This window comes from Nostoc sp. LPT, from assembly GCF_017115165.1.
In the GTDB taxonomy this organism is placed as follows: domain Bacteria; phylum Cyanobacteriota; class Cyanobacteriia; order Cyanobacteriales; family Nostocaceae; genus Nostoc.
The window spans coordinates 23,251-49,049 of record NZ_JABXKF010000044.1 but is presented as its reverse complement, the minus strand read 5'-3'; the positions used below and the strand labels follow the sequence as shown (position 1 = coordinate 49,049).

Sequence of the window (25,799 nt, the reverse complement as noted above, 5' to 3'; positions counted from 1 at the left end):
GTCCTTGGACTTGACTAACCCATTTCTTGCACCACAGTCAGCATGAAATTAATCCGCTGCTCAAACTCTAGCTTTTTGATCGATGCGACAAATTCATCCGTTTCACCAGGTAGTTGATAGTCGGATGGTACTTGAATGATGGTTCCATTCTCCATTCCTTGTGCCAGCATCAGCCAAACGTCTAATCTGGAATTGGTACTTAGAGCATTATAGGCTTGGCTGATCTCGTTAGCTGCGCCATTAATAATGTCGCGTTGCCCTTGCAGTTGTTCTTCTTTAGACAAGTTCAGGAATTTGTCAAACACTGCTTTGGCGGGAACTTCTATCCTTTCAGGAGGTGCAGGTTGTAGCTGCTCTTTAAGATCCAAGTAACCGAACCAAAGTAGGGCTAGCTGAGTATCTACATCAAACTGTTTAAAACTTTCTAAAGCCGGTTTTGTTGCTTCATCAGCTGTGTAAGTCATAAAAAACTCCAATTAAGTTAAGGGTTTCTGATTTCGTCAGTTACTGTGAAAATTTAATTTCAGTACCTTTACATAAGTTAACGAACAAATGGAGATGGATAACCCTACTTAGGGTAGGGATAGGATCACTACATAAGATAGATATAGATAACTTAAGTTGCTAGTTACAAAAATGCTTGTTTCGATGTATAGGAAAGCAAAAATAAAAGCTAAAACTTTAAGTAACGTCTGTGACAGTAAGCGATCGCTTGAAGAGGTTCCTGATTATAATGCAATAGTACGCTTAGAAAAGCAAACCTAATTTTAACGCTTTTTGACTGCGACGTTCAAGTTAATATCACTCCAAAACTTGCAGCCATGTCTGTCGCCAAAGATTTTGAAACCCCAGAAGATGTTATATTTCCACCAGGGGATTTAGAAAGTAACGAACCACCATTGGAAACATACCTACATTTGCAGCAAATGCTGCTATTGATAAAATGTCTTGATTGGTGGTGGCGAGACTACAATCGCTTTAATGACTACTTTGCTGCGGGGAATCTTAGCATTCATTACAGTCCACGCCAGCGTAAATCCGAAGACTTTCGGGGGCCAGATTTCTTTGTCGTTTTAAATACTGAACGCAAACCCCGTGATAGTTGGGTTGTTTGGGAAGAAGACGGTAAATATCCGAATTTGATTATAGAACTGCTTTCAAAGTCAACCGCAGCGACCGACAAGGGCTTAAAAAAGCAAATTTATCAAGATATCTTTCGCACTCCTGAATACTTCTGGTTTGACCCCAAGAATCTAGAATTTGCTGGGTTTATTTTGGTGGGTGGTACGTATCAACCTATAGAACCCAACCCACAAGGATTGTTGTGGAGTCAGCAATTAAATTTGTACTTGGGTGTTTATGAACATAAATTACGCTATTTCACTGCGGAAGGAAATCTAATTCCTACACCCGAAGAAGCAGCTGAACAAGAACGACAACGCGCTGAACAAGAACGACAACGCGCTGAACGCCTAGCAGCCAAATTGCGAGAACTGAATATTGACCCAGAAAATTTCTCGTAAATTAAAGGGTTTAAAACTTCTACGTCTATACGTAGCGCGAAGTTGGAGCTACTCCGCCTTTGAGCAGTTACCCTGCAGGATCTTGCTACAGTCGGGGTTTAAATAAGAGTCTGAAAATGTCTTTAATGCGTGAATTTTGAATTATTAAAATGCCAGCCATATAAGCATAATGAAAAATTAGGATCATTTATTCTCGACAACCTCTAGACCTGTCCTAGCTACTGATTTAATATCAACATTCTGATTGTTTAGCAGCACTACTATAGTAGTTTTTTCATTGGGTAAATATGCAAGCAATGTTACGAAGCCATAAGCTGTACCACTATGCCCAATTGCTTTTGCTAAAGGAGATGAAAATCGTTCTACACCCAACCCATAGCTATAACCTGCGCCATTATCTTTAAATTTCAACATTTCTTTCATCGTCTTGGAGGAAAGTAAAGTTTTTTTGACGAATAGCGCTTTAGCGAACTTGGCTAAATCTTCTGCTGTTGAAACTAATCCACCATCTCCTAAACCATTGCCATCATTGACTGTGGCGTAGCTATCTAGCTTACCATCCTTATTGCGATCGCCATACCCTGTAGCGACTTCTCCAATTGTCGGTTCGCGCAATTCCGTAAAGGTATGTTTTAATCCTAATGGTTTTAAAATCTGACTGCGGATTGCTTGGGCGAGAGTTCCCCTAGTAATATTTTCAACAATCAGTTCCAAAAGAATGTAGTTGCAATCAGTATAAATAAATTTTTCTCCAGGATTTGCCTGCGGTTGCTCTCGGTACATATACTGAATAGCTTCTCTGGCTGTCCAAGGCTGTGAGCGACTTCTTTTCGCCGTAGCTTGAATAAACTCTTTTGTATTTAGGTATTCAGCAACACCACTGGTGTGGTTGAGCAGTTGCTGAACTGTAATTTTATCGCTGTTGACAATATGAGGAGTGATGTCTCTTGGTAAGTAGGTTGCGATCGCCCGGTCTAATTCTATCTTCCCTTGTTCCACTAATTTCAGCACAACCACCGCCATAAAAGTTTTACTCATACTGGCAATAGAAAAGCCATCTGTGGGTTTCATCCGGGTTTTAGTTGACAAGTTACTAACACCAGATGCTCCCAGCCAAGAACCTTTAGGTGTAGTAATATACATTACTGCACCGGGTATTTTCTGTTCTACAATTATCTCATTTAAAAGCTTCTGTAGTTGAGAACTTTTTCCTACGGTGGAGGTAGATATCACTTGTTTAGCAACAGATTTTTCAATTACTCTCTGACTAATGTTATTAGCCACTAAATATCCTGTAAAACCAAGGGAAATCACAAAGACTATTGCAAATAAAATTTTGCTGAAAGCCAAAAGTTTTAGGTTCATTTTACTTCCTAAACAAAAACATAGCTGATCTAGCTCAACTGCACAAAGTAATTGGTAAGCATCAACCTGACATCTGACATATAAATAGCATTACTTTGTTTCCAGATTAGTATCAAAATTTCAATTCACCAACTTTCACAAATATGAGAATGCCAACTAAAAGTAAGACCAAAGCCACTGTTTGGGTAGTGGAAAAAGGTCAAATACGGCCTCGTTTAGACCAACTTACCACCGAAGAACCTTTGGAAATTCGTCTTGTTCCTTTCCAGAAGACGGTAGCTGTAACAATGCGGACGCCAGGGGCAGATTTTGAACTAGCTGCTGGTTTCCTCTACAGCGAAGGAGTCGTTAATAGCAGGGAAGATATTCGACGTATCAGCTACTGCGTAGATGAATTAGTAGATGGTGAGCAGCGCCATAATATTGTAAATGTGGAACTGCGGGATGGGTTGATTCCAGACTTACAGCCTTTGGAGCGTCATTTCTATACAAGTAGCGCCTGTGGAGTGTGTGGTAAAGCTAGCCTTGAGGCTTTGCGTCTGCGGGGATGTCCAGTAATTTCCTCTGGCCCAACGGTAAAACCTGAGATCGTATACAGCCTACCAGATAAACTCCGGGCTGCTCAAGGTATCTTCACTGCTACAGGAGGTTTGCACGCTGCGGCTATCTTTGATGCTCAAGGACAACTGTTAAACCTGTGGGAGGATGTTGGGCGACACAATGCTTTGGATAAATTGATTGGTACAGCTTTGCTCAGTGATGAATTACCTTTAAATAATTGTATTGTTCTAGTTAGCGGACGCTCAAGTTTTGAGATTTTGCAAAAGTCTACAACTGCTGGAGTTCCCATTGTCTGTTCTGTTTCCGCTCCCAGTAGTTTGGCGGTATCTGTCGCCAAGGAATTCGGGATTACCTTAATTGGATTCCTGCGTGGAGAACGATTCAATATTTACACTGGTTTGCAAAGAATAAACGCTGCTTAAGAACACTTTCGTAGTGGTGTGGCAAGGCTAAATTGTTGCAAAAAAGTTTGTAGCGACTGTTTTAAAAGTCAAGCGATCGCACCTGTGTACTTGATCGCGGTGCGACAAAGTTTGAAGTACTCCAACACGACTTCGGAGTACTTCAATACGATTTTGGAGTACCTCAACACGATTTTCAAGTACTTCAATACGATTTTGGAGTACCTCAACACGATTTTCAAGTACTTCAATACGATTTTGGAGTACCTCAACACGACTTTCAAGTACTTCAATACGATTTTGGAGTACCTCAACACGACTTTCAAGTACTTCAATACGATTTTGGAGTACCTCAACACGACTTTCAAGTACTTCAATACGATTTTGAAGTACCTCAACACGACTTTCAAGTACTTCAACATGACTTCGAGGTATCTGTTGCTTATATAGCAGTCCTAAATCATTCGTGAGAATTTGAGATCGTTTTAACCCCCCTGTAGTCCCTCCTTGGTAAGCTACGGTTTACACACAAGTCTGAAATAGCTGATTAACCAGGGTTTTACCCCACCCTAACCCTCCCCTTGGAAAGGAGAGGGAACTAGATATCTTTTTTCCCCCTTTTATAAGGGGGGATTAAGGGGGGTAATTTGACTTGTGTGTACACCGTTGCCTTGGTAAGGGGGGACGGCTCAGACATTGAGATAAAAAGTGCGATGCCTGTTCTGGGCTACGCCATCGCCTGATATTGTAGTGACCCGTGCTACAAAGCGGTCTATTATGACCAAGGTTGGGACGGTCTACTACTCTTTCTAAAATACAAGGTTGGGTTTCGTTGCTCAACCCAACACTCAGATCAATGTTGGGTTTCGTTGCTCAACCCAACCTACATCTAATGCACTATTTTCACTGTGCCACGGCACTACGAAACAGAAAATATATACAGGGGTTCTCAGTCCTGTATTTTAGCTGTCTTGAGCCAAGATATTGAGCCGTTAATTGCGATGAACAAAAAAATTACATAAAGAAAAGCAATAAATTTAACTTCTTTAACGTAGTACAACCAAATACCAATAACATCAACAATAATCCAGTAATACCAGCTTTCAATCCTTTTTTGCACCATCAGCCACATAGCAGTAAAACTCATAATTGTTGTGAGTGCATCTAAATAAGGAAAAGAAGCTTTCTCTAAAAATATTGCAGGGAGTAAATGGTGAATTTGACTCATCAAAGCTCCTGTTGCAAATGAAACTGCTATTGTAATTGCTGCAATCAAAACAATTTTACTTGGGGAACTATACCGAACCTGCAAAACTTTACCAGTATCACGTTCAGGTGTAATCCATCGCCACCAACCATACACACTAATAACTAAATAGTAGATTTGTTCTAACATGTCCGAATACAAGCGGATTTGATAGAAAAGCGCCATGTATAGCAAGACGCTGACTATCCCAACAGGCCAAGTCAGGATTTTCTTCTGAGAAATTAGCCACACCGACCATAGAGAAAAAATCGTTCCTAAGAATTATACATAACTCATGGGGTATCCCATAAGATTAAAGGCGATAGTATTTACACTCCAAAATTCAATCATTTTAATGCATTTTATTAAATAACTTCATGGTAAAATAACTTTCCCAGGTTGCCATATTTGTAGTAGCGAGACAATACTCTTTTAACAATACTAACGCGTGTATTAAGGTCGCCATTCAAGTGAAAAAATGGAATTTTTCTAATAATTAAGTCGCTCTGAATCTGTTTTTGAAATATGTTACGGTTTGCTTCTCCAGAGCGATCCCAGGTATCATCATAAGGTATATCTGAATCGCAAAGAAACACCAAATCATAGCGCGACATGGCTTGATGGGCAAGTTCTGCTAACTCTGGAGCAACAGTTTTGTGGTAATACAACGAGAATTGATAGGTTGTTAATGCATTGGTATCTGTAAATAAATACTGGTTTGCTTGCAATAAGAAGGCTTCTTCACGTTCTAAATGCCCTTTGGCAATTTCCACAAGTTGGGAGAGCGAAAGTTGTCTATTAATTTGATATTTTTCCCAATACTCGCGTCCATACTCAGGCATCCATACAGTGTTAAACTCTTTAGCTAATTGTGATGCAATCGTGGTTTTACCAGTTGAAGGAGCGCCCATAAAAACAATATTAGCGATCAGATCGCGGTACACATCAGGATGTAAATACTCCCGAAATGCGTAAGCGTCTCTTCTTACTTGCGTTCCAGAAATTGGAAAAGTTTGGCGATCGCAATCCACGAGCCGATTAACTGCCCCCAATGCCTGACTTACGTGTTCACCGTAAAATTCACTACAGTAAAAGTGGGTAACTTTTTTTGATTTTAATTGTTTCAGGATGTAATCTTCGTGCTTTTGCTTAATCTCAGGAGTATCACCAACCTCAGTTGGGCCATCCCACGCTTCAATCACCTGGATTTGTGGATAAATTTGCCGCAGCCAATTCGCTCTAACTGTTAAAGGAATAGCAGTCACCTCTGGACACTCATAAATCATCACCAGCACTTCATCCATCTCTGCTAAGGCTGTTTCAATCACCAATTGATGCCCTTTATGGAGAGGCGCGTATTTACCTAGTGTGAGTCCGCATTTACCAGTCATAATTTTGACTTTCCATAGATACCTATTGTTGCCCCATGACTGCCACTTTACAATTAGCCAAAAGGATAAAGCCTGTTGCAGCCATTGCCTCTCTCTTTTTTGCAAAGGTATTGTTTTTCATTCTAGACAAGTTTTTTAATATTCCAAATGGCTCAAGTAGGAGTAAACTACGACATAGTTTACTTGGTAATACTGAGCAATGTATAGAAAGACTAAAAGATTTACTGCTATTTTTCTATTGGTGTTTTCTGTGGTTGTTTCTATCAACTTTTCTGCGATCGCTCAAGATAATTCTGGTATCCCTTCTGTGAATTTTGCATCGTCTCGCGCTTGTTATGTTCCTGCAACTCTCAGAACGGAACGAGTCATTGCTGATAATGATCGCAGCCAAGTTAAGATGGGCGATCGCATCAGGGTAAAAGTTAAAGGATTGTCAGCAGCAGCCACAAGTGCAACGCCTAAAGGCAATTCATTCGATCCTCGCCAATTAGTGTTGTACCTGAATGGCTATCAGCTAGAGAATGTCCACGGAGAACCTGTCAGCGTCATGGAGGAGGGTGAAGATCAAAAGAAAACTCTTAATAATGATTGGTTAGCTTTTCAGCTTGAACGTACTGATGTATCTGAAACTGCATGGAATTCGCTACTTGGTGGCAGGCCCAAATATAGTATTGATACGATAGTTGGGGTAGGCTGTCCCAGTAAAGTTGCGATTCTGGTGAGCGATCCTCTCTCGCCTCCTCAATTAAAAATTGTTCTATTATCATGGCGATTTTGGCTGTGTCTGTTTCTAGTTATAGCTATTATCTTGATATTTATCAGATATGGTCGAGACAGTCTACGTAGCCCTGGAATAGAAGGAATTTACTCTAAAAAAGAAGTAATCAATGGTCAGGAAATGTTGGTTACAAAAGAGTTTCTACCTGAAAAGGAAGCTCGTTCGGGAATTGCTAAGTTTTTTCTTGGTTCAAATGAAGAGTATAGAAATCCCTTCAGCTTATCAATATCTCAACTTGCTTTCTGGACATTTCTCATTTTTTCTGCTTACCTGATTATCTACGGCATAACAGGAGATTACACCAATATTTTAACTGGACAATCACTAGTTTTATTAGGAATTAACTCTGTAACTGCATTTGGTACTTCATTAATTGATGGGCAGGGTAATGAGAAAAATAGAAAAGGTAGTCAAGGCGTTTCAGAAGGGTTTTTCACCGATATATTATCAGATATTAATGGAGTCAATTTTCATCGCTTCCAAACATTTATTTGGACAGTTGCCATCGGACTATTTTTTGTTTGGGAGGTGATTAAAAATCTAGCAATGCCAGAATTTGATGATACACTTCTGGCGCTACAAGGAATCAGTGCCGCAACATATCTTGGACTGAGAGGGCAAGAGCAGCATGGTATGATAAAAGATCCAGAATCTCTATCCACCTTACCAGACAATTCACCGGAAAACGATGCTTCGATTCCTCCTAAATAAATCTTAGAGAGTCATCTGGTGCATTAGATGTTGAATCTTTGGCTGCGATCACTCAAATAGGCGTTAATGAATAAGAATATAAAGAACTAACGCATAAACGCAAAGTTAGAAATAATAGTTCATGTATTAATTCGGAAACGCCGCAAAACAATACAGATTAAGGTGATCGAACTTACTCAACACCAGATATAAGGCAATAAAGTTTAATAATACATTCCAATATATTCTCCGTCATCATTAAAAATAACACCATATTCATCCATTGAAGCATTTTCACCATAATTTCTTCGTATTTCTTCTTGTTGAAATTCCCATATCATTAAACTTTGTTCTGCTTCTAAAAGCTCCTTTTCTTGTCTACAATATTCTTTGTATTTCTCTACTTCTTCATCATCATATTTATCCTCGAAAGACTGAGCTTGGTCTGCTAGCCAAGCTTGAAAACAAAGATATTGTCCAACTACTTTTTCATCTACACTATTTTCATCTAATCCCATTCTAAGTAACCATTCATGGAATTTAATTGGTGAACTTTCTTCCTGAAATCTATAGAAATCTATACCTAAAATCATGTCATCAAACTTTGATAAAAACTCACTTGAAAAACAATCTTGTGAACCTTCAGAGAATGGAAATATCCAATTAATAGGTTTGTCAACAAGCGTTGCTTTTACATGATTTTGATAGGTATGAAGTATTGCAAATATTTTGGTTCCAATAGGTAGTTTCTCTTGATTTTTTGGAAATAAGCCTAAAATTTTTCCATAAATTTTTACAGTATAGCGCCCCTGATATCCATGAGCCTCTGATCTGTCAATCTCTATAGGTATGATTTGACCTTTCCAAACAGTGTTTTTCCACTTATTGTACTTGATTCCAACAATTACTAAGTCCATAGTATAAATTCCATTTAAAACCTCTCAGTAATTCAATAAATAGCATATATAATACTAAAACTACACTGTATAAGTACTGATAAAGGTTTACATTTTAAGGGCTTAACCAATCATGTGTCAGGTAATTTCAGATGAGGAAAATAATAAAATTTTGTATTATATATAACGTTGCTAAATTTGGATATGAAATTCAAAAATCAAATATTCCAAATTCTTATTCTCTGCGCCTCTGTTTTGCTCAGACTTTCCGGTGCGTCTGTGTATGAGGCAAATTTCTATTTTCACTTAGCAACGTCATATAGTTTATGGTAGTTCTGCACGCACTTTCAGATTTCATCGACTGCGATTTTGCGAACGGCGACTCATCTTGTAGTTATTGGTACGAAGGTCGTTGTCCCCAAAGTGGCGATTGCCTAAAATTACCCCGCACTTCAATGTCCGAAGCGATCACCCACGGACTAATGCAATATCTTGCCAACAATGACTGTTATTCTCGTGAAGGGAAGATGTATGGAATACTATTGGTTGAACTGCCTAATGGCGAGCAACGGGTACTAAAAGCCTTTTCCGGTCTTTTAAATGGTTGCAGTGTGGTTGAGGGCTGGGTGCCGCCAATTCCTGGACGAGACGAAGTTGCTTTCGAGGAAGCCCGTACTTTGGCTGAGTTGGATGCGATTAAGCAAGAAATTATTACCTTGAAGCAACTGACCGAACGCCAGCAGTATGAAATCCTGTTTAATGACTTTGAGCAGCAGTTGCAAGCAATGAGCGATCGCCATCGCTATTGCAAACATCAACGACAGGAAAAACGTCAGCAAATCTGCAATACACTCTCTCCCGAAGCACTCACGATTGCCCTTGAACAACTCGACGAAGAGAGTCGTCAGCAGGGAATTGAGCGACGACAACTTAAACGCCAGCAAAATGCCGTATTACAGCCCCTCCAGCAGTTAATTACAGCGACAGATACGCGAATTAGCGAACTGAAACGACAGCGTAAAGCACTTTCTTGTGAATTGCAAGCTAAAATGCACGCTAGCTACAGCCTGACTAATTTTTCCGGGCGATCGCAATCATTGCAAGAATTGATGCCAGGAGGTTCGCCCACTGGTACAGGAGACTGTTGTGCCCCAAAGCTGCTTCATTATGCGGCAACACATAATCTCAAACCCCTAGCAATGGCAGAATTTTGGTGGGGTGTGTCTTCCGTAAATCAGGATAAAATTCCGGGAAAATTTTATGGAGCGTGTGCCGAGCGATGTCAGCCATTGATGGGGTTTTTGCTCTCAGGCTTGAAACCTCCCTTGCCAGCTAGGGAAAAGGGAGTAAGAAGCCCCTTCCCTGATCGGGGAAGAGTTTGGGGAGAGGTCACTTTACCGATTATTTATGAAGATGAATGGCTGATTGCTGTAAACAAACCTGCTGGATTACTTTCAGTACCCGGTCGTTATCGCGATCGCCAAGATAGTGTCTTGAGTCGCTTACGCCATCTATTACCTGATAGTATGGAACTTCTATCTGTGCATCGCTTAGATCAGGAAACTTCTGGGATTTTGTTGTTGGCGCGCGATCGCCAAACTCATCGGCAACTCAGCCAACAGTTTCAGCAACGCCAGGTTCACAAAGTTTATGAAGCCATACTTTCCGGTGTTTTGACAGTTGAGCAAGGAAAAATTGATTTGCCACTGTGGGGAGATCCTGAAAATCGCCCCGATCAAAAAGTTGATTGGCACTATGGTAAACCTAGCTTGACACACTTCCAGGTTATAGCCATAGAAGGAGACTATACCCGCGTAGAATTTACGCCACTAACAGGACGCACTCATCAGTTAAGGGTTCATGCAGCTGATGCGCAAGGACTTGGGATAATTATTTTAGGCGATCACCTTTATGGATGCCGTGCAGCTACCAGTCGTTTACATCTGCACGCCAGAGAACTTCGCTTCGAGCATCCGCAGTTAGAAAAAACCTTGCATTTACAAGTAAATACGCCCTTTTGACAATTGTTTGTGAATTTTACTACGAGGACGTTCTTAAGAACGTCCCTTCTTTTGATGCAGGTATGCGATCGGGGTCATCATGCCATATTCACGTTGCTCCCACCGATAACTATGACAATCGACTTGCTTTTTAAATTTGGATGTGATAATTTCTGCTTGTAGAAATTCAACGGTTATTCGACCAACTTACCGTACTTAAGGGAGCTAACATCACAGTTAAGAAACTTCCCAATAAAAATATTCAACTACAAATGATTGTGAGACACCCGACACAATTGGATGATTTATTCCTTGGAAATTCCTAAATAGCAGTAAAGGCGAGAGTGCTGGAGTTGGTATCTAGACTCTCATTCTTATCTTTAATAAGACTATTTGCCCCACGGCTAAGTAGGGGCAGAGGGGCAGGTTTGCCGTGAGCGTAGCCGAACGGGAGCAGGAGGCAGAGAAGAATGATTTTTTTGTTCCCTAGCTCAGTCAGGGAATTCTCCCAATCCCCACTACCCAATCTGACGATCGCAAATCTAAAATTCAAAATTACATGACTAAAGTATTCATTCTCGATGCCAACCAACAACCGTTATATCCAGTACGCATCAGCCATGCTAGGCTACTATTGTCACAAGGTAAAGCTACCGTATTTCAGCGATATCCTTTTACTATCATTCTGAAGGAGTCCCTTTCTCATCTAAAACTTGAGCAACTTGGCTTTAAAATTCATCCTGGTATTAAAATAAATCGTAATTGAATTCTTAATTACGAATTACGAATTACGAACTAGTAATTAGTTAATCTTAGTCGCCTCCTAAACAGAGGAATATAGATGACGAACCACACTATTTTAGAACCGTTACCAGAAGACCAATGGTTTATTGAGAGCCAGGAACTACGATCCTTTGTAGCAACAGTGCGGGAAATTAGCGCTAGCACTGTTGACGATCGCACACAAACTCTCGCTAGACTAGAACCCTATTTTCAAGAACTCCTTGCCCAACAGCAATGGCTACCCCAAAAGTTTGCCCAAGTCAATCCTGAAAGCCGGATGGGTGGTGGTATTGGTCAATGGCTGCTTTATCGTGCCAAAGACCGTTCCCTGTCAGTATTCAGTTTGGTGATTCCCCCAGGTTCCACAACTCCCGTCCACGACCATTTAGCCTGGGGATTGATTGGTTTATACAAAGGTAATCAAGAAGAAACACTCTATCGCCGTGTAGATAGCGGTGATGCCGAAGGACACGCACAATTACAAGTAACTGAAGTGCGATCGCTTCAACCAGGGGATATCTACTGCCTCTTACCCCCGGATGGTGATATCCACGCCGTCAAAACCACATCCCAGAGTGCATCTGTATCCATCCATATCCTGGGTAATGATACTGGTTGTATTTTGCGCCACCAGTTCATCCCAGAATCTCACAGCGTCAAATCTTTTCGCTCTGGATATTCCAACGCTCCCTGTAAAGAAGAAGAAAAAGAATATGTCCAGTTACATTAGACCACAGCCCCCTGTATTCGAGCGAGTTGAAGACGAACGCCTCCACCGCAAGCAACGTCTCGCCGCCGCCTTTCGCCTGTTTGGTAAGTTTGGGTTCAGCGAGGGAATCGCAGGCCATATTACGGCTCGCGATCCTGAGTTTACAGACCATTTCTGGGTCAATCCATTCGGGACATACTTTGGTCATATCCGAGTTTCTGACCTGGTTTTAGTTAACACAGAAGGTGAGGTCGTTAAAGGCGATGCTGAGATAAATCAAGCTGCTTTCGCCATCCATTCTCAGATTCATGAAGCTCGACCTGATGTCATCGCCGCGGCTCACGCCCATTCACTGTATGGTAAAGCTTGGTCAAGTTTGGGTCGTCTCCTTGACCCCTTGACTCAAGATTCCTGTGCTTTTTACGAAGACCATGCGCTATTTGACGATTTCACAGGGGTGGTTTTAGAAACCTCTGAAGGTCTGCGACTGGCGCAAGCCTTAGGGTCAAATAAAGCCGTAATTCTGCGTAACCACAGCATTTTAACTGTGGGACATACGGTAGATGAAGCTGCCTTTTGGTACATTAGCTTAGAGCGATCGTGCCAAGGCCAACTGTTGGCAGAAGCTGCGGGTAGACCCACTACGATCAAACACGAAACAGCCCGTTTAACACAAACTCAAGTGGGGTCACATGTAAGTGGGTGGTTCAGTTTCCAGCCCCTTTACGATCGGATTGTGCGCGAAGAACCTGATTTGCTAAATTAGTGCTGTGTTTTTTGGCATTAGCATAATAGGCGAGGAAGTCTCAAGTTAACCCACTTCCCGCTATTTTGATGTCAATTGAACCTAAATTTATTTATATACTCCGGTAAACCTATAAGTTTATAGTATTAATATAGTTCACAAGAATCATTTTGATGATTAATCAAATCTTTGGCCGTTTCATCGCCAAGTGGATATCGTTGATAAAATTCAGGAATATCCCCTTTAACAACCAACATAAATTATTCTTTTCTCCTCCTTTACCCATAGTGGGGGCTTTTGTTACAGGTCTTTGTCTGAGCTTGCTATTTGCTGCTTGTTCATCGACACCGACTGTTAATGCACCTAATCCCAGTGCCACATCTGTTGGTAATTCTGCTGACAGTAAAGCAACAGTAGTCAGATTTGGTTATCAAAAATCGACCATTTTACTTAGAACTAAAGGTGTTTTAGAAAAGCGTTTAGCACCAGAAGGTATAACTGTAAAATGGACTGAATTTCAAGCGGGACCCCAACTACTAGAAGCCATGAATGTGGGTAGTATTGACATCGGCCCTGTGGGAGAATCACCGCCAATATTTGCCCAAGCAGCAGGGACATCACTAACTTATGTTGTTGGTACTGCGGCTACTCCAGCTAGTTCAGCAATTCTTGTTCCTCAAAATTCACAAATTCAAAAAGTTGCTGACCTGAAGGGCAAAAGAGTTGCCTTTCAAAAAGGGTCTAGCGCTCACTTATTGTTAGTCCAAGCTTTAGAAAAAGCGGGATTAAAATATACTGATATTGAACCGAAATATTTAGCTCCGGCTGATGCCCGCGCTGCATTTGTAAAAGGGAGTGTAGATGCCTGGGTGATTTGGGACCCATTTTATGCAGCGGCTCAGGAGGCAACTAAAGCCAGAGTCCTGATTGATGGCACAGGAATTAATAAACAGGGAGGATATTATTTGATGACTCGCAAATTTGTCAGTGAGAATCCCCAAACTGTCAAGGCGATACTGGAGGAAATTCAAAATCTCGAAGAATGGTCTAAACAGAATCGAGAAGAAGTAGCAAAAACTCTCGCACCTGTGTTAGGAATTGATTTAGAGACGATGAAAAAAGCAACTAATAGACGGACTTTTGGTCTTGTGCCAATTGATGATAATTTAATAAATCTACAACAAGGTGTTGCGGATACATATTACAAATTGAAGCTAATTCCCAAACAGATAAATGTGAAGGATGCAGTGTTGACAAAAGAAGAATACGCTGCATTTTCACCAAAAACTTAAATTGGTGCAATGAATTGGGTGTAGGGAGATACAGATGTATGTCCCTACCAATGAAATTGGTGTTAGTAATAAAATAACTGTCAATTTTTGAAATGTAAATCTTGGAATTGATTATGACTAATCCTACAGAATTACTGCGATCGCGCTACGGTGAAATTCCCTTCAACCCGGAAATTGAATGGAATGATTCGCTAACAGCACTATTATCTCACCGTTCAATCCGGTCTTATCTATCCGCTCCTTTACCACCGGGAACTCTGGAATTGCTAATTGCAGCCGCCCAATCTGCATCTACTTCCTCTAATTTGCAAACTTGGAGTGTGGTAGCAGTCGAAGATCAACAGCGCAAAGAGGAGTTATCCAAGCTAGCAGGAAACCAAGAACATATTAAGCAGGTTCCTTTATTCTTAGTTTGGTTAGCAGATTTGGCGCGTCTAAGTCACGTTGCTGACAGTCGCGGCATATCTCATGATGCCCTGGAATATTTGGAAATGTTTGTGATGGCAACAATCGATGCAACATTGGCAGCACAAAACGCCACAGTTGCAGCCGAGTCACTCGGTTTAGGAACAGTATATATTGGTGGAATCAGGAACCGCCCCCAAGAGGTAGCAGAGATATTGAATTTGCCTTCCTCTGTGTATGCTGTATTTGGGCTGTGTGTGGGTTATCCGAATCCAGAAGTCGAAGCGGCGATTAAGCCAAGGTTGCCCCAGTCAGCGATACTGCATCGTGAAACCTATAAATTGGCAGAACAAGAAGAAGCGATCGCTCACTACAATGACATCATCAAAGAATTCTATACTGAACAAAAGATGAATATTGCTGGCGATTGGTCAGAACACTCAGCCCAGCGCATCGCAACTGTAGAATCATTGAGAGGACGCGATCGCTTGCGTGAAGCTCTCAATAACCTTGGCTTCAAGTTACTGTAAATTAAGAAGAATCAAGATTATGGATTTGCAACTCCGTGGCAAAGTCGCCTTAGTGACAGCTGCTAGTAAAGGTTTGGGCAAAGCTACAGCGAGGCAATTTGCCCGTGAGGGTGCAAAAGTTGCCATCTGCGCCCGCAGTGAATTAATTGACAAAACTGCTGCGGAGATTGCCAGCGAAACAGGTACAGAAGTGCTATCTCTGCGTGCAGACGTTACCAGTCAAGAAGATATTGAACGGGTAATTAACGCCACAGTCGAAAAATTCGGCGGGTTAGATGTTCTCGTTACCAACGCCGGAGGCCCACCTGCTGGCACTTTTGACGATATTGATTTGGCAACTTGGGAAACTTCGATCAACTTGACTTTGCTGAGTGCGGTACGTCTGGTAAAGTACGCTTTACCTCACTTACGCCAATCTACCGCACCAGCAATTCTGACCATTACCTCAACTTCAACTAAACAACCAGCCAAAAATCTGGTTTTATCTAATTCCATTCGATTAGCAGTGATTGGTTTAACGAAAACTCTCAGCAAAGAACTGGGTAGCGATAAAATTCGCGTCAACAGCATTCTACCAGGCTGGACATATACAGAACGGGTAGAAGAATTGCTCAATGCCCGCATTAGTAAAAGTGGTGAAACCAAAGAAGCAGAAATTGCTAGAATCAATGGGACTGTTCCTTTGGGTCGTATCGGGACACCAGAAGAGTTTGCCAATGTTGCGGTATTTCTGAGTTCACCAGCAGCCTCATTTGTGAATGGAGTCATGCTGCAAGTAGATGGCGGAATCATTCAAAGCACATTTTGAGCGGCTTGATTGATAAAAACCAATGAGCGGCGATACTGAGCTTTCACCTGGGACACCTTGCTACGGCACTGATACTTCGCTGCCGTCTGGGTTGCCCTGGAATGTCCAAGTACCACCCGATCGGAAGGTCGAACCTGTACCAAAGGTGTCCTCCATGTACTGCATGTAGGTGACTAAGCCATTCTTCACTTTCGCCAAGACAGAGAAGGGAGAGATGAACGTTTTATCGAGTTTCACCGAATGGACGGTGAAGCTGCCAAAGACAGCGACGTTCTCACCTTCGCCAAATATCTGCTGAATATCGAACTCCTCGATGTTCCAAAAGGTATTGAGTTCCTGGAAAACTTCGAGGACGCTGGCCGGACCATTTTTATGCGTGCCTGCCCAAGGCATAAGCTTTTTTAGGTCGGGATTATCATAGGTGAGTGATACGTAGATGGCGTCAGGGGAGACGAGTCGGTTGACGACCTCAGGGTTGGTGGGGTCTTTGAGAAGGGCTTGAACGATTTCAACGTTGATGTTTGACATGGGTGTGTTCGTTTTCAGTTACAGTTAGTTTCTAGTAGTGATTCTGCGGCAAGTCAGTGCCTCGGAAGAACTCTTCGGGTCCCGCGATTCGCGGGGAAGACGCATTCAATCTTTGATGAATTCAGCTAGAAGAGCAATCACCTCAGGGCCGGATTCTTCCATCAGCCAATGACCAGATTCCGGCAAGATCACGGCCCTGAATTTCTTTTTATCTTCCACGAAACGTGCCGCCATTTGCTTGGGCAATACGTCTCCTACGCCCTTGCCGCCGCTGATCGACATGGATGGAATTCTAATCAGCTTATTAGCGGATAGCAGCGCTTCGTTCTGTTTGATGGATTCAGAGTGAAATCTGTAGTAGCCGCTAAAAGCAGCGTGCAAATTTTCGATCCTTGAGTAAGGCTCAATTAGTTCGTCGAGTAACGCATCAGTGAAAATATCCTTTTTCCCAGCATAGCTTTGTATAAAGTAAGCCATAAACAGTTTAGGGTCGTTCGATATCAATTTTTCGGCGATATCCCCGTAGCTAAAAAAGCCGAAATGCCAACCAAGGCCAGGACCTTTCGGGGTGTAGCCCGGATAGGTCCACATCGCCTTGTCCGGAATTGGCGAATCCATGAATACGACTTTTTTGATGTAATCCTGGTTGTTGGCGACCATTGGATAGGAGGCTGTATTGCTCAGATCATGGGAAACATATATGATAGGCTCTCTCGTCAATTTCTTGATGGCTGTCAACAGATAGCTGGAGAGAGCCTGTGCGCTATACCCAGTCTGGGAGGCTTCCGATTGCCCAAGTCCGGGCAAATCAATGGCAATGACCTGGTGCGTGCCAGCAAATGCTTTCAGGGCGGGTTCCCACATTTTCCAGGTCGAACCAAAACCGTGGACAAACACGATGGGACTGCCCGATCCGGCGCTGACGTAGTGCAGCTTGATACCGTTACTCTCTACGTAGTCACTCTTAAACCCGGCTGGATAGGCATATTGCCCGCGACGCTGCTCTTTTACCCTGGTGAGGGCCAGCTTGGATATGGCAGCTGGTGTATCTATCGATGGTGGACTGACTTCTTGAGCTACTGCACTGAGTGGAGCAAGAGCAAGTAACACGGCAGACAAAATCAAACTCAGGCGTTTATTAATTCCGTTCATAATTAGTCTTCACTTGGTTCCTATGGGTGTCTGCCCAAGGTATGAGCTTTTCAAGTCGGGATCATCGTAGTTGAGCGATACGTAGACAGCGTCAGGGGAGACGAGCTGGTTGACGACCTCAGGGTTGGTGGGGTCTTTGAGAAGGGCTTGAACGATTTTTACAGGTGTACTAGACATACGTGTTCCTATAAGGCTGCTTATGCGAACTTGATAGTCGGGTTTGATGGTTGTGAGGCTTATTTAAGAAGGACTCAAGATTTAGATCCAAGCTGAATTATTGGGCAGAAACGCTAACACCAGGGATCACTCCTGAGTTGAAAGCGATATGTTTGTACTCCAGGAATTCATCCATCGCCGCCAGACCATTCAGCCTGCCGTTGCCGCTGCGCTTGAATCCGCCTTCTTCAAACTCGTCCCAAACGATCGCCCAATCGTTGATCCAGATCGTGCCTGCATCTATCTCGCGGGCGACGCGCAATGGGCGGTCAACATCGCGAGTCCAAATGCTCGCAGCCAAGCCATACTCGCTATCGTTTGCCAGCTGCACCGCTTCTGCCTCAGTATCGAAGATTTGCATCGTCAGGACTGAACCGAAGACCTCTTCCTGAACAATCGTCATTTTCGGATCGGTCACTTCCAGCAGAGTCGGACGGTAAAAGGCACCGCTGGCGAGTGGACCTTCAACAATTGGGCCGCCGCGTACAAGCACCTTAGCGCCCGCGGCGATCGCCTCCTCCACCATCTTGTCAACACGAGCGACGTTCGGCTTATCAATCAGAGGTCCCATATCACTGGACGGATCGGACGCAGGTCCTGTCTTAACGTTTTCCAGTCGCTGGGTGATCAGCGTGCGAAAGCGATCGGCAACAGCACGCTGCACCAACAGCCGGGAACCTGTCATGCAGAACTGACCTGCAAAGGTCGTAAGTGCCTTCTCAACCTTTGGTGCAGCCGCCTCCAGATCGGCATCCTCGAAGATAATCATCGGCGTCTTACCTCCAAGTTCGGTCTGAAACAGCTTGAGCGTCGCTGCCCCTGTTGCGGAAATTGCCTTCCCTGTCTTCGTGCTTCCAGTAAAGCTAATCACTCGAACATCCTTTGACTCCATCAGAAAAGATGATCCGCCTCTGCCTCTGCTTTCACTAAAGACATTAATCACGCCCTTCGGTAAATCGGCAGCTTCAGCGAGGGTTTTACTAAACAGATAGTTGATCTGTGCTGTATTACCCGGCAATTTAATAACAGTTGTAACACCAGCAGCAAGAGCAGGTGCCAGAGATCGCACAGTCAGGACAAGCGGCGAGTTAAACGGTGCGACGATTCCAGCAACTCCGATTGGAGATCGAGTCACAATCGAAAGGTGTCCGGGTTGGACTTCCATCGCCCGTCCATAATCCGTCAGCACAACCGATGCCCAGTATCGAAATTTGCTGGGAATCATATCGACTTCAAACGCTGCTTCGTCATGGACTTTGCCGTTTTCAAGCGAGAGAATCGCGATCAGTTCATCTCTTTGGGCTTCAAAGCGATCGGCAATTTGATTCAGCACTCGCGCACGAAGTGCCCGATTTTCCTTCCAGTCTAATTCTCGGAACGCCTGCACTGCAGCATTAGTCGCTTGAACCGCCTCTTCACGTCCGCCATCCGCGTAAGTACCAATAACCTCACCTGTAGCTGGGTTTATGCTATCGGTATGCTGCGCTGAATCAACCCACTCACCATTGATCCAGTTCAGCACTGGCATCCGCAGATCAATGCTCATTGTTGAGCCTTTCTTGTCCATCGTTGCTGATATTGTTGTTACTCCTGACTTTTTTCTCGATCACCGAATCCCTTTTGGTGCTAAAGCCCAACGTTTCGCTTCAGGCACGGCTGTAAACCGTCACCTGCAAGCTTTTGTTAGACCCGATTGTTTCGTTTCGGTTAATACTTTACTTGAAGAAGTTGATCAGCAACCGCGATATGACATCAGGTTGCTCGATTAAGATGAAGTGGCCGCTATTTTCTATCTTGACCAATTGAAAATTAGTCGCCTTGGGTTCGACTACTCGCAAGAACTGATAGCCTTGGAACTCGGCACCGAGCCCCAAGACTGGCATCTCGAGCTTCTTATACGTCTTAGCGTCGCTAATGTCGCGCGGAAAGGCTTTGTACCACGCATGACCAGCGCGGATTGCTTCTGGATTTGAATAGGCATTCCCGTAAACGGCTAAATCTCGTGAATCTATCTTTGTCGGGTCGTTTAGCAGATAGTTGAAGAGCCAGTTTATATAGAGTCTCATGCCATCTCCTGCGAGGAGTTTTTCAGGCAACCCTTCTACTTGATGAAAAGCAAACCACCATAGATAAACCGGATGCGCAGCATCGACCGTTTTTCCAAACTTCCCCTCCTCAGGCAGCATTTTGATGTCATAGAAGGAATCGTCAGGATGCGCGACGTCCAGCAAGGCAAGTTTCGCGGTCGCTTCCGGATGATTAGCCGCAAAACTGAACGCGACCATCGCGCCGATATCGTGTCCAGCAATATTGACTTTCTCGTATCCAAGTTGACGGATCAGCTCGTAGATATCTCGAGCCATTGTCTTCTTGTCGTAACCACCAGCTGACTTTTCGGAGCTGCCCATGCCGCGGATGTCCACGACGATCACACGAAAGCTTTTTGCCAAAGCCAGCATCACCTTGTGATACCCCCACCAGGTTTCCGGGTGACCTGGCAGCAGCACAAGCGGTGCGCCCTCACCGCCGCTGACGTAATGCAGTCTTACTCCATTAACCGTTGCATAACCGTTCTCAAATCCGGATAGGGACTTCACCAGTGTCGAGTCGGACGTATTGGCGGTAGGGTTTCTTACTTGCTCCTGCGCTTGTGCGATGTAGGGGAGCGAAACCGTGAACGCTATAGCAAGAAGGATCGTGACGCACAGACGCTGCCAGCGAGGTCTGTTGATCGTGTAAGTCTCTTGATCGCTTTTCATGATTCTCCAAAATTATTCCTACTCTGTTGACGATCCATCGACATACTGCTGACCACTGATCGTAATGAATTCAACTGTGCTGGCTGGAGCAGCGAAATCCAATGAGGTAATTTCCTCTCTTTGAGCCTCGACTCGACCCAGTACAATGATCTCTTTTCCACTTGTGCCCGGTTTGAGACTCAGGACGTGCGCGTCAAGCTGTACGACCACGCCACGCACCAAACTGTTACCCCTACCACCTTTTGTGATCACATCCCCAAGCACGAGGATATTGCCAAATGGTTTACTGGTCTGTATCCCGATCGAGCCATTGCCATGAGTGGTAATGCTTTTGAATTCTGCATAAGCCAAGGTTCCGTCGTATAGATTGAACCCCCGCGCCCCTTCGCCATAGGTCGCCAGGTCGCCTTGCACAATCAGAGTCTGCAAATCTCTGAAATTCACGAATCCGATTCCACTGGTTCCATGAGATATGATGGACTGCCGAGCAAGCCAAAGACGGACATTGCCCCAGTTATCCAACACCATGTCATTTGTCCCGTAAGTTGTTACAGGACCGTTATTGATCACTTGTTGAGCCTTCACGCCTGAGCCAACGAACACCCCGCCTGAGATAAGATTGCCAGTACCAGCCGGGATATTGCCATTAGTATGGATTTCGCCTGTGGTCAATAATTTCAGGTCAATCATGCCACCAGGAGAACTGGGCGCTGGTCCACTTTGAGGATCGGCGTTTGCGGGAACAGTCATGCCGCCAAAAATAAAGATGCCGCTACCCCTCAACGGCACATCTCGCGTTCCCCCTGAGAGGTTTTCGGCACGCAGTGTCCAGTGACTTTGGGGATCGGTACAGCGGTTGTAGATCGTTAGGGAACCCGGAACGACCTCTACGCCGTAACCGACTGGACGATGCAGCGCTGAGGTGCTGTCGCCGTCATACACTTGAACGTCAGTGAGCACAAGGTCAGCGGTCATCACAATACTGGATTCCAAGTGCAGTCGACCGTAGACGACGAGATGCTGCAACTTGAGTTGTCCAAGGGTAGTCGTTGCCGGTTCCAGACTGAGCGTTAATCGGCTCGGATCTGATCGGAGGGTTAGGTTCTGGAGGGTGTTATTTGCCGTGAGCGCTACCCCGTCTGAATCTGGCTTGAAGACCAATTCTGCGTCAGAAGTTGTACCCACCAAACTTGAGCCTTCAAGAAGTGTAAATTTCTCTAAGTCATGAAGGCGACCAGCCACCTCGATTACAACATGTGTACGTTGAACCGCTTCAGCCAGAGAAGCTGCGTCCTCAACGACTACATGAGTGCCAACTGTGCTATGTGCCATAAACGACTCCCATCAGTGGTTGGATTTACCTCACTCACAACACAACGGTTTACTTGGTGTTGAGGCTTGAGTAGGTTGAGTTTTATGGTTCAACCCAACGTTTCCAAGGACGTTGGGTTTCGCGAAGCTCCACCTAATACCAATTCAAAATTCAAAATTCAAAATTCATTCAGAAAGCTAGACAGAACAAAGGTATGTCCGTATGTATTTGTCGCATTCTTTTTTCAAATTGGTATAACCTACAAAAGTCTGACTATCAGGACGCTTTGAAGGTGATGTCTGCCTGATCGAGGAAGGGCTGGAACAAGTCTACCGGCCAGTTGGGATCGCTCTTGGAAGTACGCTCCAGACACTTCCAGACGCCATCGCGACGTTCAAAGATGTCGTCGTAGGTGCCAGTTGAAACGATTCCGACGTGTTCAGCCTTCCAGTACACGAACCATCGCCAGTGCGCTTCGGCCCTGTCACCCGATCCGGAAATTTCAAACGCGCCCAGAGAGTGGAACCACTTGTCCATCGGGAAGACGCTGTGCGCGTAGTCGAACATCTGCTTCATGCCCTCAAAACCCTCGAAGGTTGAAGTACGTAGATCGTAGACGTGGAATTTGGCCTCCGGCCAGTAAAGGCGGTTGTAGAGGTCGACCTGCTCGCGCCCCCAACCCTTGTCGATACATCGCTGATGCATGTTCAACTGCTCGAAGATGGTAAAGCGGTCGATCGCTGTGAGCTCGTTGTTCTGAGACATTGAAATTCTCCTCTACGTTGAAATTCTTGCGGGCAGTCGACGAGTTGATAGTGTTCTAGATTTGTTGTTAAGACTCCTGAAACGTCCAATGCATAAATTCTTCAGTCATCGCTATTTACTTGCCTAGCTAGTTGATGCTGCCGTCTTCATCAAATTACATTCATTTCTCATCGTTGTACAAGTATCATTTTGTTGATGCGATGTTTCTTCTTAGTAAACTTTAGAACTACGATGGACACCTTAACGAGCATGAAAGTATTGCTTCAGGTGGTGGAATCGGGAAGTTTTGTGGCAGCCGCCGAGCGGCTCAACTTATCCACAGCCATGACCAGCAAGCATGTGATGCACTTGGAACGAAACCTTGGCGCACGTTTGTTAAATCGAACCAGCCGACACTTAAGCCTAACCGAGGCAGGAAGGGTCTATTATGAGCAATGCCGGGAAATGCTTGATAAATTGGAAATGGTAGAGGCAGCGGTGAGGCAATCAGCCGTCGTCGCGCGTGGCATACTCAAGATCAGCGCCCCAGTTTGGTTTGCTAACCCGTTATTCACTAAAGCCTTGGCGAAGTACCGCTCTCGCTATCCAGACGTTTTGCTAGATATGAATTTGAATGATCGGTTGGTGGACTTGGTGAAAGAAGGATTTGACTTGGCATTACGTGTCACGCCTGAGGAACCCGGTTCTTCACTGCTCACGCGACGCATTTGCCCAATTCAACTCATGTTGGTTGGCTCAACTGACTATTTGCAAAGAAATGGATACCCAAAAACTCCCACCGAACTGTCGAAGCATCTAAGCATCAGTTATTACTACTCGCAGTTTGCCGATGAGATACTCTTTGAGGATTCTAACGGGCGGGAGACAGTCAAACTGCCAGTCTCGATCCGCTCCAACAATACTACCATGCTGTATCAGGCAACCCTAGCCGGTATGGGGTTGGCGGTTTTGCCAAAGTGGTTGATTGAAGATGATCTTACCAGCCAACGATTGGAGGTGCTGAAGCTGGACTACACGTTGGCAACCTCATCTCTTTATGCTGTCTATACGAATCAGCGATACCTATCACTCAAAATAAGTACTTTCGTAGATTTTCTAGCTGAACATTTTTCTGGCATCACCGAGCTGGAAAACAACGTTTGAGATCAGAGCATCCCGAATGTGAAAGAGGGTTTAGCGGCGAATGGCACGCTTGTTTTCGCCAAATACATAAGGTATATGGATGAGAAAGTGTAAGGAAAAGAATTAAGAACTAAATAATAATACTCACAAATCAACTACTTCCCTTACACCCCATCACCATGCAACCCCTACACAACCGCCCTGACAGCGGTTTCACGTTTTGCTCCTGCCTCCTGCCTTCCTCGATAAAAACTAACTTTGATTACTTTCATCATTTTTTCAATTGTTCTAAAGAGACAGCAATCATTATCATAATGCTGTTACATCTTTGTTAAGAATAGTTACAACTTCTTAACACAAGGAAATATTGATTATGGTAGTCTCACTTGAAAAGAATGTACCACATCGGGTTGTTGTCGTTGGTGGCGGCTTTGGTGGACTGTATACAGCAAAAGCTTTGAAGAAAGCAAATGTAAATGTTACTCTCATTGATAAACGTAACTTTCACCTATTTCAGCCGCTTTTATATCAAGTTGCCACAGGTACGCTATCACCTGCTGATATTTCGGCACCATTGCGATCTGTATTCAGCAAAAGCAAGAATACAAAAGTGTTGTTGGGAGAGGTAAATGATATCGATCCAAAAGCACAAGAAGTTATTCTGGGTGATGAAGTAATACCTTATGACACATTAATTGTCGCCACAGGTGCTAACCATTCCTATTTTGGTAAGGATAACTGGAAAGAATTTGCTCCTGGTTTGAAAACTGTTGAAGATGCCATAGAAATGCGTCGCCAGATATTTTCGGCATTTGAAGCGGCAGAAAAAGAAACCGATCCCGAAAAACGCCGTGCTTTGTTGACTTTTGTGATTGTGGGGGGTGGGCCTACCGGTGTTGAATTATCGGGGGCGATCGCGGAATTGGCATACCAAACTCTCACAGAAGACTTCCGCAGCATCAACACCTCAGAAGCGAGAATTTTACTATTGCAAGGGGGCGATCGCATCCTCCCACACATTGCGCCAGAGTTATCGAAAGTAGGAGCAGAATCTTTGCAAAAGTTGGGTGTGGCTGTCTACACTAACACTAGAGTGACAAATATTGAAGGTAACATCGTTACTTTCAAGCAAGGCGATGAATTGACAGAAATTACCTCAAAAACTATCTTGTGGGCAGCCGGTGTTCAAGGTTCGCCTATGGGGAAAGCCCTAGCAAAAAGTACAGGTGTAGAGTGCGATCGCGACGGACGGGTGATTGTAGAACCGGACTTGTCTATTAAGGATTATAAAAACATTTTTGTAGTGGGAGATTTAGGTAACTTTTCCCATCAAAATGGTAAACCCTTACCTGGTGTTGCACCTGTAGCCAAACAACAAGGAGAGTATGTAGCTAAACTGATTAAACGCAGGCTTCAAGGTGAGACTTTGCCACAATTTCGTTACAATGACGTGGGTACTTTGGCGATGATTGGGCAAAATTTAGCTGTTGTAGATTTAGGCATAATCAAACTCAAAGGTTTCATTGCTTGGGCCTTTTGGCTACTAATTCACATCTACTTCTTAATCGAGTTTGACACTAAAGTAGTAGTAGCAATTCAGTGGGGATGGAATTATATCACTCGTAATCGTCGTTCTAGATTGATTACAGGTCGAGAAGGTTTTGTAGAAGGAAAAACTGTTAACAATAGAGTGCAACAGCCTTCTGGGACACCTCTGTAACTTCAGGGATCGCACCTGATAGGACTCACAAGCTAGGTAATTCCTATACTTGCAAACTGCTGTAATTTAGTGCGATCGCGATCGCACTACACAAGATGGGAC

At 43.9% G+C, this 25,799-nt stretch carries 23 protein-coding genes; 12 read left to right on the top strand and 11 right to left on the bottom strand.

Annotated features, from left to right (window positions below):
- Positions 1-14: 14 nt before the first annotated feature.
- Positions 15-464, bottom strand: coding sequence for an orange carotenoid protein N-terminal domain-containing protein (locus tag HWQ58_RS09810; RefSeq protein ID WP_292860996.1), 450 nt, complete (start codon positions 462-464; stop codon positions 15-17).
- Between the two features lie 357 nt (positions 465-821).
- On the opposite strand from HWQ58_RS09810, the gene HWQ58_RS09805 reads away from it, so the two are divergent.
- The gene (locus HWQ58_RS09805) at positions 822-1,523 is read left to right on the top strand and encodes a Uma2 family endonuclease (protein ID WP_292860993.1); all 702 of its coding nucleotides are present in this window, start codon (positions 822-824) and stop codon (positions 1,521-1,523) included.
- A gap of 183 nt (positions 1,524-1,706) precedes the next feature.
- On the opposite strand, the gene HWQ58_RS09800 is transcribed toward HWQ58_RS09805, so the two are convergent.
- Complete coding sequence (locus HWQ58_RS09800; protein WP_292860990.1) at positions 1,707-2,888, bottom strand: serine hydrolase domain-containing protein; 1,182 nt, start codon at positions 2,886-2,888, stop codon at positions 1,707-1,709.
- Positions 2,889-3,031: 143 nt separating this feature from the next.
- Between HWQ58_RS09800 and fdhD the strand changes: the two genes are divergently transcribed.
- Positions 3,032-3,871, top strand: a complete 840-nt coding sequence (gene fdhD / locus HWQ58_RS09795) for a formate dehydrogenase accessory sulfurtransferase FdhD (RefSeq protein ID WP_292860987.1) — start codon at positions 3,032-3,034, stop codon at positions 3,869-3,871.
- Positions 3,872-4,799: 928 nt separating this feature from the next.
- Here fdhD and pnuC read toward each other — a convergent pair.
- Positions 4,800-5,366: a nicotinamide riboside transporter PnuC gene (gene pnuC / locus HWQ58_RS09790; RefSeq protein ID WP_292861135.1), complete on the bottom strand. Its 567-nt coding sequence runs from the start codon at positions 5,364-5,366 to the stop codon at positions 4,800-4,802.
- A 95-nt stretch (positions 5,367-5,461) separates the two neighbouring features.
- Positions 5,462-6,487 (bottom strand): AAA family ATPase, encoded by a 1,026-nt coding sequence (locus HWQ58_RS09785; RefSeq protein WP_292860984.1) that lies wholly within the window; start codon positions 6,485-6,487, stop codon positions 5,462-5,464.
- A 199-nt stretch (positions 6,488-6,686) separates the two neighbouring features.
- On the opposite strand from HWQ58_RS09785, the gene HWQ58_RS09780 reads away from it, so the two are divergent.
- Entirely contained in the window at positions 6,687-7,976 is a 1,290-nt protein-coding gene (locus tag HWQ58_RS09780; RefSeq protein ID WP_292860982.1) for a hypothetical protein, read from the top strand.
- A 203-nt stretch (positions 7,977-8,179) separates the two neighbouring features.
- On the opposite strand, the gene HWQ58_RS09775 is transcribed toward HWQ58_RS09780, so the two are convergent.
- On the bottom strand, positions 8,180-8,872 hold the full coding sequence (locus tag HWQ58_RS09775) for a hypothetical protein (protein ID WP_292860980.1): 693 nt from the start codon (positions 8,870-8,872) through the stop codon (positions 8,180-8,182).
- Between the two features lie 305 nt (positions 8,873-9,177).
- On the opposite strand from HWQ58_RS09775, the gene HWQ58_RS09770 reads away from it, so the two are divergent.
- The 7 genes from HWQ58_RS09770 (at position 9,178) to HWQ58_RS09740 (ending at position 16,123) form a co-directional block, all read left to right on the top strand.
- Positions 9,178-10,872: an RluA family pseudouridine synthase gene (locus tag HWQ58_RS09770; protein ID WP_292860978.1), complete on the top strand. Its 1,695-nt coding sequence runs from the start codon at positions 9,178-9,180 to the stop codon at positions 10,870-10,872.
- Positions 10,873-11,410: 538 nt separating this feature from the next.
- Positions 11,411-11,617, top strand: a complete 207-nt coding sequence (locus HWQ58_RS09765; RefSeq protein ID WP_069068524.1) for an RRXRR domain-containing protein — start codon at positions 11,411-11,413, stop codon at positions 11,615-11,617.
- 75 nt (positions 11,618-11,692) lie between these two features.
- Positions 11,693-12,364 (top strand): cysteine dioxygenase family protein, encoded by a 672-nt coding sequence (locus HWQ58_RS09760; protein WP_292860976.1) that lies wholly within the window; start codon positions 11,693-11,695, stop codon positions 12,362-12,364.
- The gene (locus HWQ58_RS09755) at positions 12,348-13,109 is read left to right on the top strand and encodes a class II aldolase/adducin family protein (protein WP_292860974.1); all 762 of its coding nucleotides are present in this window, start codon (positions 12,348-12,350) and stop codon (positions 13,107-13,109) included. The genes HWQ58_RS09760 and HWQ58_RS09755 overlap by 17 nt, the downstream gene beginning before the upstream one ends.
- Before the next feature lie 152 nt (positions 13,110-13,261).
- Positions 13,262-14,380, top strand: coding sequence for a sulfonate ABC transporter substrate-binding protein (locus HWQ58_RS09750; protein ID WP_292860972.1), 1,119 nt, complete (start codon positions 13,262-13,264; stop codon positions 14,378-14,380).
- Positions 14,381-14,493: 113 nt separating this feature from the next.
- Positions 14,494-15,315, top strand: coding sequence for an NADPH-dependent oxidoreductase (locus HWQ58_RS09745; protein ID WP_292860970.1), 822 nt, complete (start codon positions 14,494-14,496; stop codon positions 15,313-15,315).
- Positions 15,316-15,334: 19 nt separating this feature from the next.
- Entirely contained in the window at positions 15,335-16,123 is a 789-nt protein-coding gene (locus HWQ58_RS09740) for an SDR family oxidoreductase (protein WP_292860968.1), read from the top strand.
- Between the two features lie 60 nt (positions 16,124-16,183).
- On the opposite strand, the gene HWQ58_RS09735 is transcribed toward HWQ58_RS09740, so the two are convergent.
- The 6 genes from HWQ58_RS09735 to HWQ58_RS09710 all read right to left on the bottom strand — a co-directional run bounded on the left by HWQ58_RS09735 (position 16,184) and on the right by HWQ58_RS09710 (position 22,855).
- Positions 16,184-16,651, bottom strand: coding sequence for a nuclear transport factor 2 family protein (locus HWQ58_RS09735; protein WP_292860966.1), 468 nt, complete (start codon positions 16,649-16,651; stop codon positions 16,184-16,186).
- A 105-nt stretch (positions 16,652-16,756) separates the two neighbouring features.
- On the bottom strand, positions 16,757-17,803 hold the full coding sequence (locus HWQ58_RS09730) for an alpha/beta hydrolase (RefSeq protein ID WP_292860964.1): 1,047 nt from the start codon (positions 17,801-17,803) through the stop codon (positions 16,757-16,759).
- A gap of 274 nt (positions 17,804-18,077) precedes the next feature.
- Positions 18,078-19,586, bottom strand: coding sequence for an aldehyde dehydrogenase family protein (locus HWQ58_RS09725; RefSeq protein ID WP_292860962.1), 1,509 nt, complete (start codon positions 19,584-19,586; stop codon positions 18,078-18,080).
- A 148-nt stretch (positions 19,587-19,734) separates the two neighbouring features.
- Positions 19,735-20,778, bottom strand: coding sequence for an alpha/beta hydrolase (locus tag HWQ58_RS09720; protein ID WP_292860959.1), 1,044 nt, complete (start codon positions 20,776-20,778; stop codon positions 19,735-19,737).
- A gap of 18 nt (positions 20,779-20,796) precedes the next feature.
- The gene (locus HWQ58_RS09715) at positions 20,797-22,110 is read right to left on the bottom strand and encodes a hypothetical protein (RefSeq protein WP_292860956.1); all 1,314 of its coding nucleotides are present in this window, start codon (positions 22,108-22,110) and stop codon (positions 20,797-20,799) included.
- A gap of 256 nt (positions 22,111-22,366) precedes the next feature.
- Positions 22,367-22,855: a nuclear transport factor 2 family protein gene (locus tag HWQ58_RS09710; protein ID WP_292860954.1), complete on the bottom strand. Its 489-nt coding sequence runs from the start codon at positions 22,853-22,855 to the stop codon at positions 22,367-22,369.
- Positions 22,856-23,086: 231 nt separating this feature from the next.
- On the opposite strand from HWQ58_RS09710, the gene HWQ58_RS09705 reads away from it, so the two are divergent.
- Together HWQ58_RS09705 and HWQ58_RS09700 are read left to right on the top strand one after the other, a co-directional pair.
- Entirely contained in the window at positions 23,087-23,998 is a 912-nt protein-coding gene (locus HWQ58_RS09705; RefSeq protein ID WP_292860951.1) for a LysR family transcriptional regulator, read from the top strand.
- 352 nt (positions 23,999-24,350) lie between these two features.
- Entirely contained in the window at positions 24,351-25,697 is a 1,347-nt protein-coding gene (locus HWQ58_RS09700; RefSeq protein WP_292860948.1) for an NAD(P)/FAD-dependent oxidoreductase, read from the top strand.
- Positions 25,698-25,799 lie beyond the last annotated feature (102 nt).

What these genes read in the sequence shown, in the direction of transcription:
- HWQ58_RS09810 (WP_292860996.1), bottom strand. Translation starts at nt 464, where the DNA reads ATGACTTACACAGCTGATGAAGCAACAAAACCGGCTTTAGAAAGTTTT.
- HWQ58_RS09805 (WP_292860993.1), top strand. Translation starts at nt 822, where the DNA reads ATGTCTGTCGCCAAAGATTTTGAAACCCCAGAAGATGTTATATTTCCA.
- HWQ58_RS09800 (WP_292860990.1), bottom strand. Translation starts at nt 2,888, where the DNA reads ATGAACCTAAAACTTTTGGCTTTCAGCAAAATTTTATTTGCAATAGTC.
- fdhD (WP_292860987.1), top strand. Translation starts at nt 3,032, where the DNA reads ATGAGAATGCCAACTAAAAGTAAGACCAAAGCCACTGTTTGGGTAGTG.
- HWQ58_RS09785 (WP_292860984.1), bottom strand. Translation starts at nt 6,487, where the DNA reads ATGACTGGTAAATGCGGACTCACACTAGGTAAATACGCGCCTCTCCAT.
- HWQ58_RS09780 (WP_292860982.1), top strand. Translation starts at nt 6,687, where the DNA reads ATGTATAGAAAGACTAAAAGATTTACTGCTATTTTTCTATTGGTGTTT.
- HWQ58_RS09775 (WP_292860980.1), bottom strand. Translation starts at nt 8,872, where the DNA reads ATGGACTTAGTAATTGTTGGAATCAAGTACAATAAGTGGAAAAACACT.
- HWQ58_RS09770 (WP_292860978.1), top strand. Translation starts at nt 9,178, where the DNA reads ATGGTAGTTCTGCACGCACTTTCAGATTTCATCGACTGCGATTTTGCG.
- HWQ58_RS09765 (WP_069068524.1), top strand. Translation starts at nt 11,411, where the DNA reads ATGACTAAAGTATTCATTCTCGATGCCAACCAACAACCGTTATATCCA.
- HWQ58_RS09760 (WP_292860976.1), top strand. Translation starts at nt 11,693, where the DNA reads ATGACGAACCACACTATTTTAGAACCGTTACCAGAAGACCAATGGTTT.
- HWQ58_RS09755 (WP_292860974.1), top strand. Translation starts at nt 12,348, where the DNA reads ATGTCCAGTTACATTAGACCACAGCCCCCTGTATTCGAGCGAGTTGAA.
- HWQ58_RS09750 (WP_292860972.1), top strand. Translation starts at nt 13,262, where the DNA reads ATGATTAATCAAATCTTTGGCCGTTTCATCGCCAAGTGGATATCGTTG.
- HWQ58_RS09745 (WP_292860970.1), top strand. Translation starts at nt 14,494, where the DNA reads ATGACTAATCCTACAGAATTACTGCGATCGCGCTACGGTGAAATTCCC.
- HWQ58_RS09740 (WP_292860968.1), top strand. Translation starts at nt 15,335, where the DNA reads ATGGATTTGCAACTCCGTGGCAAAGTCGCCTTAGTGACAGCTGCTAGT.
- HWQ58_RS09735 (WP_292860966.1), bottom strand. Translation starts at nt 16,651, where the DNA reads ATGTCAAACATCAACGTTGAAATCGTTCAAGCCCTTCTCAAAGACCCC.
- HWQ58_RS09730 (WP_292860964.1), bottom strand. Translation starts at nt 17,803, where the DNA reads ATGAACGGAATTAATAAACGCCTGAGTTTGATTTTGTCTGCCGTGTTA.
- HWQ58_RS09725 (WP_292860962.1), bottom strand. Translation starts at nt 19,586, where the DNA reads ATGGACAAGAAAGGCTCAACAATGAGCATTGATCTGCGGATGCCAGTG.
- HWQ58_RS09720 (WP_292860959.1), bottom strand. Translation starts at nt 20,778, where the DNA reads ATGAAAAGCGATCAAGAGACTTACACGATCAACAGACCTCGCTGGCAG.
- HWQ58_RS09715 (WP_292860956.1), bottom strand. Translation starts at nt 22,110, where the DNA reads ATGGCACATAGCACAGTTGGCACTCATGTAGTCGTTGAGGACGCAGCT.
- HWQ58_RS09710 (WP_292860954.1), bottom strand. Translation starts at nt 22,855, where the DNA reads ATGTCTCAGAACAACGAGCTCACAGCGATCGACCGCTTTACCATCTTC.
- HWQ58_RS09705 (WP_292860951.1), top strand. Translation starts at nt 23,087, where the DNA reads ATGGACACCTTAACGAGCATGAAAGTATTGCTTCAGGTGGTGGAATCG.
- HWQ58_RS09700 (WP_292860948.1), top strand. Translation starts at nt 24,351, where the DNA reads ATGGTAGTCTCACTTGAAAAGAATGTACCACATCGGGTTGTTGTCGTT.